Source organism: Stenotrophomonas sp. 59, assembly GCF_030291095.1.
Lineage (GTDB): Bacteria > Pseudomonadota > Gammaproteobacteria > Xanthomonadales > Xanthomonadaceae > Stenotrophomonas > Stenotrophomonas maltophilia_Q.
In genome coordinates this window covers 2,396,862-2,410,184 of sequence record NZ_CP127408.1, presented here as the reverse complement: position 1 = coordinate 2,410,184, position 13,323 = coordinate 2,396,862, and the positions used below count along the sequence as shown (strand labels likewise).

At 66.0% G+C, this 13,323-nt stretch carries 14 protein-coding genes; 3 read left to right on the top strand and 11 right to left on the bottom strand.

Going from position 1 to position 13,323, the window contains the following annotated elements:
• Positions 1-109: 109 nt before the first annotated feature.
• Positions 110-736 (bottom strand): DNA-3-methyladenine glycosylase, encoded by a 627-nt coding sequence (locus tag QP552_RS11250; protein ID WP_286073651.1) that lies wholly within the window; start codon positions 734-736, stop codon positions 110-112.
• A 63-nt stretch (positions 737-799) separates the two neighbouring features.
• Positions 800-1,441, bottom strand: coding sequence for a TetR/AcrR family transcriptional regulator (locus QP552_RS11245; protein WP_106548423.1), 642 nt, complete (start codon positions 1,439-1,441; stop codon positions 800-802).
• A gap of 123 nt (positions 1,442-1,564) precedes the next feature.
• On the opposite strand from QP552_RS11245, the gene QP552_RS11240 reads away from it, so the two are divergent.
• On the top strand, positions 1,565-3,853 hold the full coding sequence (locus QP552_RS11240; protein WP_286073650.1) for a TonB-dependent receptor: 2,289 nt from the start codon (positions 1,565-1,567) through the stop codon (positions 3,851-3,853).
• 17 nt (positions 3,854-3,870) lie between these two features.
• Positions 3,871-4,767, top strand: coding sequence for a tyrosine-protein phosphatase (locus tag QP552_RS11235; RefSeq protein ID WP_111111718.1), 897 nt, complete (start codon positions 3,871-3,873; stop codon positions 4,765-4,767).
• 99 nt (positions 4,768-4,866) lie between these two features.
• Here QP552_RS11235 and QP552_RS11230 read toward each other — a convergent pair whose 3' ends face one another.
• The 6 genes from QP552_RS11230 to QP552_RS11205 all read right to left on the bottom strand — a co-directional run bounded on the left by QP552_RS11230 (position 4,867) and on the right by QP552_RS11205 (position 9,380).
• Positions 4,867-5,241: a hypothetical protein gene (locus tag QP552_RS11230; protein WP_111111717.1), complete on the bottom strand. Its 375-nt coding sequence runs from the start codon at positions 5,239-5,241 to the stop codon at positions 4,867-4,869.
• Positions 5,242-5,305: 64 nt separating this feature from the next.
• Positions 5,306-5,566: a hypothetical protein gene (locus tag QP552_RS11225; RefSeq protein ID WP_111111716.1), complete on the bottom strand. Its 261-nt coding sequence runs from the start codon at positions 5,564-5,566 to the stop codon at positions 5,306-5,308.
• Complete coding sequence (locus QP552_RS11220; protein WP_106548428.1) at positions 5,563-6,915, bottom strand: hypothetical protein; 1,353 nt, start codon at positions 6,913-6,915, stop codon at positions 5,563-5,565. The genes QP552_RS11225 and QP552_RS11220 overlap by 4 nt, the downstream gene beginning before the upstream one ends.
• A 21-nt stretch (positions 6,916-6,936) precedes the next feature.
• Positions 6,937-8,076 carry an SPFH domain-containing protein gene (locus QP552_RS11215; RefSeq protein WP_099551030.1) on the bottom strand — a complete coding sequence of 380 codons (1,140 nt, stop codon included), beginning with the start codon at positions 8,074-8,076 and terminating at the stop codon, positions 6,937-6,939.
• A 101-nt stretch (positions 8,077-8,177) separates the two neighbouring features.
• The gene (locus QP552_RS11210; protein ID WP_286073649.1) at positions 8,178-9,062 is read right to left on the bottom strand and encodes an NAD(P)-dependent oxidoreductase; all 885 of its coding nucleotides are present in this window, start codon (positions 9,060-9,062) and stop codon (positions 8,178-8,180) included.
• A 57-nt stretch (positions 9,063-9,119) separates the two neighbouring features.
• Positions 9,120-9,380, bottom strand: a complete 261-nt coding sequence (locus tag QP552_RS11205) for a CD225/dispanin family protein (protein ID WP_286073648.1) — start codon at positions 9,378-9,380, stop codon at positions 9,120-9,122.
• Positions 9,381-9,851: 471 nt separating this feature from the next.
• Between QP552_RS11205 and QP552_RS11200 the strand changes: the two genes are divergently transcribed.
• Positions 9,852-11,369, top strand: a complete 1,518-nt coding sequence (locus QP552_RS11200; RefSeq protein WP_111111712.1) for a helix-turn-helix domain-containing protein — start codon at positions 9,852-9,854, stop codon at positions 11,367-11,369.
• A gap of 55 nt (positions 11,370-11,424) precedes the next feature.
• On the opposite strand, the gene QP552_RS11195 is transcribed toward QP552_RS11200, so the two are convergent.
• The 3 genes from QP552_RS11195 to QP552_RS11185 form a co-directional block, all read right to left on the bottom strand.
• Complete coding sequence (locus tag QP552_RS11195) at positions 11,425-11,661, bottom strand: hypothetical protein (RefSeq protein WP_106548433.1); 237 nt, start codon at positions 11,659-11,661, stop codon at positions 11,425-11,427.
• Between the two features lie 212 nt (positions 11,662-11,873).
• Positions 11,874-12,953: a hypothetical protein gene (locus QP552_RS11190; protein ID WP_286073647.1), complete on the bottom strand. Its 1,080-nt coding sequence runs from the start codon at positions 12,951-12,953 to the stop codon at positions 11,874-11,876.
• A gap of 20 nt (positions 12,954-12,973) precedes the next feature.
• Positions 12,974-13,321 carry a hypothetical protein gene (locus QP552_RS11185; RefSeq protein WP_099551024.1) on the bottom strand — a complete coding sequence of 116 codons (348 nt, stop codon included), beginning with the start codon at positions 13,319-13,321 and terminating at the stop codon, positions 12,974-12,976.
• Positions 13,322-13,323: the final 2 nt, after the last annotated feature.

Sequence of the window (13,323 nt, the reverse complement as noted above, 5' to 3'; positions counted from 1 at the left end):
TTTCGGGGCAGGGTGGCGAGGGCGGCTTCGGCGGCTGTCAGGCACTACGCTAGTGCGGACCTCGTTATGTATGGGCAGGGTGGGGTGATGCCGACGTGACGCATCCTGGTCAGCGTTTGCGAGGCGCGCGCGAGGGGCGCACTGAAACGTGACGATGGTCGCGGACATGCCAGCGCCAGGGAAAGTCCACCGCACGGGTGATGCCGATGCGGGGCCCGACGACCGGATCGAGTGGCGGAGCGGTGCCATCGCTGGCGATGACGATCCCCTGGTTGCCCCTCACCAGATCCGCACCATCGAAGCTGCGATCCAGACCGAAGGCTTGCGAAAGCTTGCCGGGACCACTGGCCAGATCGTGGTCCCGGCGGGCTGCGGGGCGCAGTTCGCGCATCCGCTCCAGCCCCGCCAACGGCTCGGCGGTGCGCAGCAGTACGGCCACGCCTTCGCCGACGTCGCCACAGACGACATTGCTGCCCCAGTGCATGCCGTAAGTGAAGTAGACGTACAGATGGCCGGCTTCACCGAACATGCTGGCCGTGCGTGGTGTCTGCCCGTGGTAGGAGTGCGCGGCCGGGTCCACGCTGCCGGCATACGCCTCGACTTCGACGATACGGGCCGCGCGACCATCGTCGCGCACCAGCAGCTTGTTGAGTAGTTCAGGGGCAACGTCGGTCGACGGGCGCTGGTAGAAGCGGCGCGGAAGAATCTTCCAGTGACCAGGCAACCAGTCGAGCACGGCAATGGCAGGCGCTGCGGGAGGAGCGGCCAGTGTGACGGCTTGCTGGTGAAGCGGCCGGCATTACCCCATGACGCGGCCAATCGCATCAGCCAGCAATGCTCTTACCCGCGCGGGCGGCAGGTCCGGATCGCGCACGGCGCGCATCGCCAGGCCTTCCACCAGCAGGCGCAGCAGCAGGGTGCGGCCAGCGATGCCTTCCTCGTCAACGCGCCGGCCCTGGGTGACGTCGCGCTGGCGCAGCCAGGCGTGGATCGCGTCGCTGGTCTGCCTGTCATGGGTGCGCAGCACGTCGGCCAGTACCGGGTCGCGATGCGCCTCGGCATTGATTTCCGCATACAACGCCACGCTGGCGATGGCATTGCCATGGATGGGCAACACCTCGCCGCGCGCCCATTGCCGGTAGCACTCCAGCAGGCCGTCAACCAGATCCGATGCCGCCGGCATCTCGCTGATCGAGGCCTGGTCATGCCGAAGCTGGCGTTCGATCAGGGCCAGGATCAGGGCGCGCTTGTTGGCGAAATAGCGGTACATCAGCCCCTGGCTGATCTCGGCCTCGGCGGCGATATCGCCGATGGAGCCCGCATGGAAGCCGCGGGTAATGAAGCATTTCTGGGCGGCATCGAGGATGCGCCGGCGTTGGGCCTCCGCATGGGCGGCAGCGGGGGCTTCGGTGGCAGGTACTACGGCGGGTTTCGGCGTCATTGCGTGAAGTCGGGGCGTCCAGGGCCGGCATAGTACGTCACAAAAGGTGTGAATGAACGGTCATTCATTTGTAATTCCCGCCTCCCAGACTGCGCCGGCCTTCTCCTTCCGCGAATGAGTCCGATGCGCCACGCCCCGCTGCACCGCCCGCTGCTCACCCTCGCCATCGCCGCCGCGCTGCCGGTGCTGGCCCATGCCGAAGACAGTCCCGGCACCGATGCCACGGCATCTGCCGATGCAGCTCGTACCGTAGTCGCCCTCGACCAGGTGATGGTGACCGCGCAGAAGCGCGCCACCAACCTGCAGGAAACACCGATCTCGGTGTCGGTGGTCGATGCCGAAGCGCTGAAGGATCGCAGCGCGATTTCGCTGGGCAGCCTGTCTGATGGTTCCATTCCATCGTTGCGGGTCACGCCGTTCGCCACCCGCAGTTCGGCGCTGAACATCGGCATCCGCGGCATCGGCGCCTCCGGTGATGCCAACCAGCCAGCCCGCGACGCGGGCGTCGGCATCTATGTCGATGGTGTGTTCATGGGCCGCGCGCAGGGCCTGGGCAGCATGCTCTACGACGTGGAGCGCATCGAAGTACTGAAAGGACCGCAGGGCACGCTGTTCGGCCGCAATACCGAAGGCGGCGCGGTGAGCATCGTGACCAAGGCACCGACCGGTGAATTCGGCGGCAGCGTCAGCGCCGGTGTGTCCAACTTCAGCGGCTACAACAGTGCGCTGCACCTCGACCTGCCCAAGGTGGGCGACCTCAGTTTCAAGATCGACGCTGTGCAGGCCAGGCGCGGCGGGACCACCGACAACCCGATGCGCGGTGAGCGCGGCTTCAACAGCTATGACAAGCGTGGTGCACGATTGAGCATGCTGTGGCAGCCGAGTGATGATTTCTCGCTGCTCTATGCCTTCGACCGTTCCTACGACGCCACCACGCCTTATCACACGCAGGTGCTTGTGCCTGGCGCCTACCTCAGCCCGCTGCAGAAGGCGGGTGCCAGCCAGGATCGTCGCGACAGCGCCATCCTCGGTGGCCCTCAGGAAGACAACATCGGCCGCACCAGTGGCCACCTGCTGAATCTTTCGTGGACCTTGAACGACAACCTGGAACTGAAATCGATCAGCTCCTATCGTGAGCTCACCCAGGGCCAGTTCGACATGGGCCTGGTCGATGCAATCTCTGCCTATGGCGGTGCCGGCACGCCGTTCGGCCGTTACAGCCTGGCCCAGGTCTACCAGCACCAGTACAGCCAGGAATTCCAGCTGATCGGGAACACCTCGCAGGTGCAGTTCCTCGGCGGTGCGTTCTACTACCACGAGACGGCGGGTGACAATGCACAGACCCCGAACATGCTGGTGTGGGGACCGGGTGGCAACAGCTACACGGTGAATCCGGCGACCAATCCACTGGATCTTTCGCGGGTGCGCATCGACCGTGCGAGCAAGGCGTGGACCGACAGCCTGGGCGTGTTCGGGCAGGCTACGTGGACGCCGGAAGCAATGCAGCGGCTGCACCTGACCGCGGGTGGTCGCTACACCCGCGATGACAAGAAGGGCAGCCTGTACATCGTCAACGGCGCGGCGACGGATCTCGCCTTCAAGGACCGCTGGAGCCGCTTCGACCCGATGCTCAACATCGCCTACGACCTTGGCGAGCACGCCATGGTGTATGCCAGGTACAGCACCGGTTTCAAGGCCGGTGGTGCCAACTCGCGCTCGACCAACTACACCGCGTTCGGGCCAGAAGAAGTGACCGCCTACGAGCTGGGCTTCAAGTCCCAGTTCTGGGACAACCGCGCCCGCCTGAACCTGGCTGTGTTCGATTCCACCATCGCGCACAAGCAGATGGATTTCTCGTTGCCGTTCGACCCGAACAGTGGCGAAACCCGCACCACCATGGTCACCACCAATGCACTGGGCGATGGCAAGTCACGCGGCGCGGAGCTGGAGTTCAACGTGATGCCGGTGGACAACCTCACCCTCGGCCTCAACTACGCCTACACGAAGATCGATGCGCAGACCGCCACCGACCCGTTTGGAGCGGGTGTGAAGGTGACCGTACAGCCGCTGCTGGCGCCGAAGAATGCCGGCAGCCTGTCGGTGGACTACCTGGTGCCGTTCGCCAACTTCTCGGCCTTGAAGTTCCATGTGGATGGCAACTGGTCCGATGGCTACTACACCAGCGAGTACGACCAGATGCTGACCGACAGCTCGTTCGTGGTGAATGCACGCGTCGCGCTGGTGGATGTGCCGCTGAACAGTGCCGGCACCACGATGTCGTTCTCGTTGTGGGCGCGCAATCTGCTGGACGAACAACACCTGTTCTACAAGATCAACAGCGCGGCACTGGGCCAGAGCGGCATCTTCAATGATCCGCGCACTTTTGGCCTGGATGTGGCCGTCAACTTCTGATTCGACCGGAGACACCCATGAAGACCCGCCACACCGAACTCGCCCTGGCCCTGATGCTGGGCCTGTCACTGGCTGCTGCTGCGACGGCCGCCGATACGCCGCCGGTCGTTGCCGCGAAGCCGGTGACCACCACGAATGTGAAGCCTGTCGCTGCCGATGCGCTGCGCGTGATCCCGCTGCAGGGGGCCTGGAACGTGCGTACCTTCGAAGGCCTGCAGGGCAGCCGCGGGCCGATTCCGGCCGGCGCGTTCGTGCGCACCGCCGACCTCGGTCGCTTGACCGACAAGGATCGTGACGCGCTGGTCGCCGCCGGCGTGAAGCTGGACATCGACCTGCGCACCGCCGACGAGGAAGCGCAGTCGCCGGACCTGCTGGCCCGGGATGATCGCTTCGCGTACCAGCGCATCTCGCTGATGGGTACCGAGAAGATGGACCTGAAGAAGATGATGTCCAGCTTCCCGGAGACCCTTGGCGAAGCCTATGTGCAGTGGCTGGGCCACAGCCAGCCGCAGTTCAAGCAGGTGTTCCAGCGCATCGCAGCCCAGCAGGACGGTGCGGTGCTGTTCCATTGCACGGCCGGCAAGGACCGCACCGGCATCATCGCCGGCCTGCTGCTGGACCTGGCCGGCGTGCCGAAGGACGAGATCGTGCACAACTATGCGATCTCCGCGCACTACCTGGAAGGACAGCCGAAGGACAGCGCGATGAACGCGCAGATCATGGCACTGATCAAGCAGAACCCGGAGATCGGCCGCAGGATGGCGGGGATGGCCGGCACCGCACCGGACAACATGGAGCAGTTCCTGGCTGCGCTGCACCGCCAGTACGGCGGTGCGGAGGGCTACCTGAAGTCGATCGGGGTGAGCGAGCAGGAGATCCTGCAGCTCAAGATGCGGCTGGGCCAGGCCGGCTGAGGAGGGCAGTGGCCAGGAGGGGCTCCCCGCAGCGATCTGCGGGTGGGCCGACGGGGTCCGCATCGGTCCCGACCGGTCGTGGGCCGAGGCCCACACCGGCTACAGCATTTCGAACGCCGCCAGTTTGCAGGTGGCCGAATAGCGGAACACGATCGAGGAGTTTCCCGGTGCACTGGCTCCCTGGCCATCCTGGAATGTCGCCTGCACCAGGCTGCCATTCAATTTCGCTGCCAGAACCGCTGCGTACATGGCTTTTCCACCATCCGTAGCGGTATCAATCCAGATCATGGAGTGATCGCAGGAACAGCCGGTCAGTGGCACTGTCATGCCGAAACCAGCGACGCCCTGCGACGGGATCAGGCCCGTGACTTTTCCGATGACGTTGCACACCTTCTGGGCATGGGCGGGGCCCGTCGCGGCGCCTGCCGCCATGGCGACCAGAAGCCCCGCGACCACTCTTGAAATGCGCTGCATGAACCTGCTTCCTTGTTGGGTTGTGCAACAGCGTAGCGCAGGGTGGAACCGCTGGCCGGAGTTTTCAGTCCCCGCCCGGCTTCACCCTCACGACCCGCTTCCGGTACTCGTAGACGTTGTCGCCACGGATGCGCTTCTCCTCGGTACCGGTGACCCTGCCCACCTGCTGGTCCGAGCCGGTGATGGGCTTGGCCTCGATCTCGGTTTCATGCTCGAAGGAGTGGGATTTGTCGGTGTTGCGGTAATAGCGGTACAGCGCCCAGTACAGCGCGGTTGCGCCGGCCGGACCTGCCGCCAACAGCCAGAGGCCACTGTCGTCGCTCATGTCGATGCCACCAGGAATGCTATTGCGAGGGCTTCAATGACGGTGCCGGTGGCCAGTGCCGCCAGCAGCATCTTCCATTGCTGCACGGGTACGCTGCCCATGGTCTCGCCGGTGCGGCCATTCACTGCGATGTAATGCAGCATGCCGCCGTTCTTTCCAGGCTGATGGTAGGAATACAGCCACACCGGCAGGTACATCGATACCCAGCGGGTACCATGCACCTCCAGCTGTTCCTGCTCCCAGCGCACGCCACGGTTGTAGCGCTTCACCGAACCTTCCACCTGCGAACGGGCGATCGACAGCAGCTGGTCTTCCAGTCGCGGCCGCAGTTTCTCCACGTCCAGGTTGCGCTTCTCCGAAGTGAAGCCGGCCAGGTACGAGGCGTTCCATTTCACCGCGTTCTTGGTGTCGAACGGCAGGATGGTGTTGATGATGTTGTTGGTGTTGGCGCGGGTATCGAGATTTCCCCGCTCGGCCGAGGATTCCAGTGGCAGGTCATCAACGGTGAAATCCACCTGGCGCTCGACCTGGTAGACATCGGCGTCGTACAGGGTGCGCTTGTTCTTCTCGCTACCCACCGTGTATTCGCGCGTCTTGATCTCGCCCTTGCCGGCCACGGCCGCGCTGACATTGCTGTCGACGATCATGTAGGGCAGGAATACGCCCACCACGTTTTCCGGGGTGAACTGGTCCTTGAACGCCTTCAGCGCGAACATTCGGCGCTTGTCGACGAACTGGCGGATGCGCGCGACCGCGTCGTCCTTCCTGATATGGAAGGGCAGCACCGCATCAGGCACCGCGCCATTGCTGATCTGCTCGTTGACGCCGAAGACGTGGCGGCACCAGTGGCAGCGCGCTGTCATCGTGCTTTCGGTATTGACCGTGACTTCGGCGCCGCAGCCGGTGCACTTGAACGTCATCAATGCCGAGGTGTCGGCGTCGATGTCGCGTGCGCCGGAGGCAATGACGGTGCCGCGCAGCTGGTCGATGGCCTCGCCCAGCCCGAATTCCTCCTCGACCCGCGCGCCATGCCATTCGTGACGGCAGTACAGGCAGACCAGGATATCGGTGCCGGCCTTGGGGCGGATGTCGGTGGCGCCGCACTTCGGGCAGCGGTTGAGGCCATCCTTCAGCTCGCTGGCCGAGGTGTCGATGGCGACCGGATCAGGCGCTTCCACTTCATCGCGGATGGCCTGCGGCAGCTTCGAGGTGTCCAGCGGGAAGCTGCCGGGCAGGGGAGGGACGTCCTGCGGCGAACCCGGCCCATCCAACGACGCCGCCGGCAAGGGCGGCGGCGTCGCGGGCACGGATCCGGGCAGCGGCGGTGGGCCGTTTCGGGGATCAGACATGGGGTGTATGCGTCCTGCCGGTTACAGGCCCAGTGCCTTGGCCTTGAGCGCGTCGTAGTCACTCTGGGTGATCAGGCCCAGGTCCAGCATTTCCTTGGCCTTCTTCAGCTTGGCGACCGGGTCGTCCGCAGCCGGGGCCACCGGCTGCTGCATGCCGCCGACACCGAACATGCCAGATGCCATGCCGACACCGACCAGGCCTGCCGCACCGCCATTCTCGCCTGCCGACTGGATGCCCTGGGCAACACTGGCCTGCAGGTTGGAGTTGCCACGCGCACCGGACAGCGCATCGGCGCGCTGCACGGTCTTCAGCAGTTCGCGGGTGTTGGCGTCGTACTCGATGGAGACGATGGCGGTCTTGACGATGGCCAGGCCGCGGTCCGACTTCCACTGGTAGCCCTGCTCGACTGCGGCCGACAGGCTCTGCGCGAAGCCCAGCGAGTCCTGCTGCAGCTTGGTGATGCGGTTGCCCTTGCCCGGATCGTTGGTGTACAGGCTGAAGGCCGGTGCCAGCGAGCCGACCACTTCATTGAACAGCTGGCTGGCGGCGGCATTGTCCAGATCGGTGAAATCGAACACCTGGCCTGGACGCAGATAGCTGGCCGGCACGAAGTTCTTCACGAACAGGATCGGGTCGACGATCTTCAGCGTGTACGAGCCACGGGTGACCGCGCCGACCTGGGTGTTGAGGAAGCCGTCGTCCCAGTAGATTTCCGACTGGGTGCCGAAGCGGTTGTCCGGTAGCTCCTTCAGCGAGACGAAGTAGGCGGCCTGCTGCGAGCCGGGCTGGCCGCCGAACTTGAAGCGCTCCCAGCTCTGCTTGATGAAGGTGCTGACCAGGCCGTCGCCGGCAAAGATCGACTGCGAGTTCAGATCGTCCGAGCGCCACTCATAGCCACCCGGTTCGGCGACGAACGCAGTGATCGCGCCGTCCTGGAACAGCAGCAGGCCGTAGCCTTCGGGCACGATGATCTTCGAGCCGTTGGTGATGATGTTGGACGAGCCGCTGGTGTTGGAGCCGCGGCCGGCATTGGTGCCCTGCGGCACCGCCGCGAACAGGGCCGCCGTGGACGGCAGGCCCGCCGGCACGGTGTAGAAGTCCTTCCACTGGTCGGCCAGAACACCGCCAACCGCACCCTTCACCGCCTGTACCAGACCCATGTCCAACTCCCTGTGATTCGAGGGCAGGCACCGTGCCTGCCGAGCTGGACTGAATATAGCAGCGGTGGGGGGCGGCAGTAGTGCCGGAACATGAATCCGGATCAGCGCCGGCCAGTACCGGTTGGCCCGGCCCGTACAGCCTCCAGCACGGCCGCCATGTCCAGCGCCCCCGACCCGGACGCCAGTGCCTGTGCGAACAGCGCGTCGCTGGCGTCGATCAAGGGCGCATGCATGCCCACCTCATGGGCGGCAGCGGCTACCAGCCCACTGTTCTTGCGCACGTCGGTGATCGACGCCTGCACGCTGAAGTCACCACGGACCATCTTGTCCAGCTTGATTCGCGATACTTCGCTGGCCATCGGCCCTGCATTGAGCACCTGCGCGAAGCGGTCCAGCTCAATGCCGTGGGCCTCGGCGAAGTGCACCGCTTCGGCCAGGCCGGTGACCAGGGTGATCAGGTACAGGTTCACCGCCAGTTTCATGCGCAGCGCGGACGGCACTTCACCACAGCACACCGTTTGCCTGCCCATCGGTGCAACCAGTGGGGCGGCTGCCGCGAGGTCGACATCCGCACCGGCCAGCAGGACCACCAGCTGCGCCGCTTCGGCCTGCACGCGTGAGCCGGACACCGGCGCTTCCACGTAGCGGCCGCCCGCGGCACGGATCTGCCCGGCCAGCGCCTGCGAGTACGCTGCCGAGCTGGTGCCCATGTTGATCAGCAGGCGGCCCTCGACCCGCTCGCCGAACGCCGCGCCATGCCGATCGAGCACGCTGTCGATGGCATCGTCATTGGCCAGCATCAGGATGACGGTGTCGCAGGCCGCGAATACTTCGTCCACTGTCTCGCAGACGCCGATGCCGGCGGCGCGCGCGGCAGCGTGGTTGCGGTCGGAGCGCGACCAGCCACGCACGATGTGGCCGGCATGCGCCAGATGCGCCGCCATCGGCGTTCCCATCACGCCCAGGCCGATGAATCCAACGGGCATGGCCGACTCCAGATCTGGACAGGGCGCCCATCATGCCGCAGATGGACGCCGTGTGGTTCAGGTGCCCGCGCGCAGGATCAGTGCGTAGCCCACCAGCAACAGGACGCACAGCGGCAGCGTGACGAAGGAGGCGATCATCCAGCGCAGCGCCTTGCGTGATGCCACCGTCGCCGGGCCGATCTGGCCGGCGGCGAGCAGCGAGGTGGTGCGGTTGGCGTAGACCGTGGCGACGATGCCGAAGGGCCAGAAACCACCGAAGATGCTCAGGATCGCCCACATCAGATAGTTCTTCGGGGCCGCCGGGGTGGTGTGTTCCATGTATTGAATCTCCTTGATCGGGGGAGCGGATTATGTCGTCCGCTCCCGGTGCAGGACAGGGGGCGGAATGCTGCGCGCTGCGCAGACATCGCTGGGCCACGCCAGGGCCTGTGAAAACGGGTGTTTCCTGCCGGTGCAGCGCCCTGTGGGACGTGAAGGCGCCCGGATGCCACGGATATTCACGTCATTATCATCATGTTTCTCTTGAAACTCCGATTCGATAATCGGAAACGCCGGCACTGTGAAGACGCCGGCGGAGTCCGGATCCGTCCGACGTCCGCATCGTCGACCCACCGACGGCAACCCCCTGGGGGCATGGGGGCGGACAGCGTGCGCGTTGATCTGTGTGTGCAGCGGCTGGCGCGAAGCGCGGCGTAGGCATCGCAGCATCACGCAATGAAGCCAGACGCTACGCATTGCGCGATCGCCTGGTGCAGCTGCACCGGGGCGCCATTCGCAAGGGGAGTTTCAATGCACAGGCAAGTCAGTGAGATGTTGCAGCGCGCCTACCAACCCTACCGGTCCTTGCCCGACCTGCTGGGCGCGTTCGTCAAGGAGTTCTCGCAGCACCATGCATTGCGCGGAGGCCGCGTCCATCTGCGTGGCCCCGGCGCCAACGCGTCGGAAGCAGGCCACGACGCGGGCGGTACGCGTACACGCGGCAGCAGCCAGCGCCTGCCGATCCGCTATGGCGGCGAAGTACTGGGTGAGCTGCAACTGGAAGGGGACGCCGGTGATCTGGACAGCAGTGCACTTGCGTTGGGCGAGGTGTTCGCGCACCGGTGCGCGCACCTGATCAAGCGCTACGAAGCGCAGGCCTGGGCGGAGCAGGCGCTCAGCCGGTCGTTGCTGCTGGTGGGTGCCTGCGATGCGCTGAAGCGGATGGAGGAATTCGTCGAGCGCGCCGCCGCCAGCCGGCTGCCGGTGCTGCTGCGTGGCGAGTTCGGCACCGAGAAGATGGAGCTGGCCGCTGCCCTGCACAGCTGCGGCCCGCGCCGGCGCGGACCGTTCGTCGAGGTCAACTGCGCCCATCCGCAGGAAGAACCTGCCCACTGGTTTGACCGGGCGCGCGGCGGCACCGTGTACTTCCATGAGGTGGACGAACTTCCGGTGCCGCTGCAGGCGCAACTCTCGCATTGCATTCGTGGCCTGCAGTCAGCGACGGCCGACGCAGGTTCTGCGCGCGCGATCCGGGTCATCGCCTCGACCAGCGCCGACCTGGAGCAGCGCGTGCGCGAACGCCAGTTCTCGCGCGCACTGCTGGCCGGGCTGGAGTTCCTGACCGTGGACATTCCCCCGCTGCGCGAGCGAAGTGAAGACATCGATGCGCTGGTGGCGCGTTCCCTGCAGCTGCATGGGTTCAACCCGCAGGTCATCAGCGAAGACGTGCTGGAAGCGCTGCGCGGCCATGACTGGCCGGGGAATCTTCTGGAGATGGAACGCGTGGTGGTCCGTCTTGCGGTGATGACCGGCGGCCGCAACATCCACCGCGAAGACGTTCTGCGCCATGCACCGGGATTGAAGCTGGGCGGCGATCCTGCCGGCACCGGTTCTGCCGGCACCGGGCTGACCCTGCCGCGTGCGGACGATCCGCTGGCGAGCGCGCCGGTGTCTGTGCCGGAACCGGCTGCGACGGACCCCGCGGCTGCATCACGCGAGGGCCTGCACGAGGGTCTCAAGCGTGCGCTGGCCTACCTGAAGGATCACGCCGCCGAACCGGTGACGCTGGGTGACCTGGCACGCCAGGCGCATGTCAGCCAGTCACACCTGGGCTTCCTGTTCCGCAGCGAGCTGGGCACCACCTTCAAGCTGTTGCTGCAGCAGCTGCGCATCGAACACGCCAAGCAGCTGCTGCGCGGCGGGCAGCGCCTGCGCATCACCGATGTCGCCCTCCAGGTCGGCTTCGGCGACCTGAGTCATTTCGAGAAGAGTTTCCGGCGCGTGGTCGGGGTCAGCCCGCGCAGCTATCGCCGCACGCCAGAGCAATGAAAAACCCCGGCGCAGGCACGCGCCTCGCCGGGGTCGATCATCGCCGCAGCGAGCGCTACCTGGCGTTCGCTTCGGTCGCGCGGCGCACCGCTTCTTCGGCGGCCTCGTCGGCAAGTCGCGCGGCTTCGTTGGCGGCATCGACCGCCCGCTGGGACACCGCCATCGCTGCGCGGATGCCTTCCTCGCTGGCGGCCATTGCCGCATCGGCCAGCTCCTGCGCGATCTGCATGGGGGTCTTGCCGCCGGGATGGTCCGGCGTGGGGAACGGAGAGGGCGGGATCGGGAAGGTCATCGCTGGAACTCCTTCTGGGGCTGGGGATGGGGGACCGCCGTTGCGGTCCCCCAGGATATGGCGCAATGCCGCCTGGGCATCGGCCAGGATCTGCTGGGCCTGCTGCCGTGCGGCCGCGCGCCCGGCAGCGACTGCCACGCCGGCAGCCGACGCCAGTGCTGCCGTGGCCGCCTGCGGGCCTTGATCAGGCCCGGCGGCGGAGGATTCCCGGCTCACACCGCATCCGCCTGGTAGCCGATCTCCGCCTCATCCTCGGCGAAACGACGGATGCGCCGGTAGTCGAGGAGGGTGATGACATTGTCTTCCACCTGGATGACAGCCTGTTCCTTCGAGCCATCGATGGCGAACAGCACGCTGGCACCATCCTGGCCAAGCCGGCCATGCGAGACCGGATGGCTGTTGAGGAACTCCTGCGCGCTGCGCAGCTGCCTGCGCGCGGCCTCGCGCAGGCGCTCGCCGTCCAGGGGTACGCCGCTGCCATCGCTCATGAACTGGGCGACCTGCTGCGCGGCCAGCGAGATGCGGGCGTAGCCGATCTGGCGGTTCGCCGCCAATGTTTCGGCAATCGCCGCGCGCACCTGGTCCGGCGACGGCAGGTGCGGAAGCTGGGGGCCGTCGAGGTAGCCGAACAGCATCGGCAACAGCGTCTGCAGGGCATGGGTTGCACGTTCAAGGCGCAACTCGCTGCTGGAACCGGTGGGATGCGAGCGCTGGTAGAAACGGAAGTAGTCGGCGAACTCGATCGGCCTGCGTGCATGCAGCAACGCGAAGCGCGCTGCCTCGGCCTGCATCTCGGAGGCGTGGCCCTGGCCGCCCTGCTCGCTGGCCAGCTGGCACAGCGCCAGCGACTCGCGGAAGTCCAGCTGCTGCAGCAACGGTGCATCGCCGGCGCCGACCGCGACGAGGAAGGCACGATACGCGCCCAGTGCCTGGTTGCTGAGCAGGCTGTGGCGGGCCAGCACGCCCTGCACCTCATGGCTCAGCAGGTTGCTGGGCTGGCCCGCTTCGAGCTGGCGCAATGCGTCCAGCTCGTCATTGTCCAGGCTGAGCAGCTTGACCGGGCTGACCTGCACGCCGGCGTTCGGCAGCCAGGTCATGCGCGAACCATGCAGGCCCTGCTGCACGCCGTCGAGCATCATGCCTTCGTCGCTGAACGCGTAGCGGTGCTCGTGTGAATCGATGGCCCACTGCAGCCAGTACTGGCCACCGTCGATGAAGGGCAGCACGCGCCGGGTGCGTGAACCGAGCTGGCCGGGATGGGGGATGGAACGACCGTCAATGAAAACGCTCATGCGTGGCTCTCCTGGCGGCCTCACGTGGCCGGAAAATCCTTGAGGACGGTCGCAGCCGCACTGCCGACGCGGGTGAAGTCGTCGGTGGCGCCCTGCATCATGGTCTGCGCCTGGGTGAGCACCCTCGCATACTTTTCGTCCCCCGTCGCCAGGTACTGGGCCATGGCCACACCGGCGGCGGTGGTGGCGATGGTGGAGACGTTGCGCAGCGCGTCGGCGGCATCCTGCACGGCGATCGCCGCGGACTGCGCGACCGACTGGTAGGCCTTGCCGGCACCGCTGGTCTTCACCACGGTCGTGGCCATGGTGGCCGTCTGCACCTGGTTGATCACATCGATGACCTGGGCGTTGACGTTGCTCGGGTCCATAC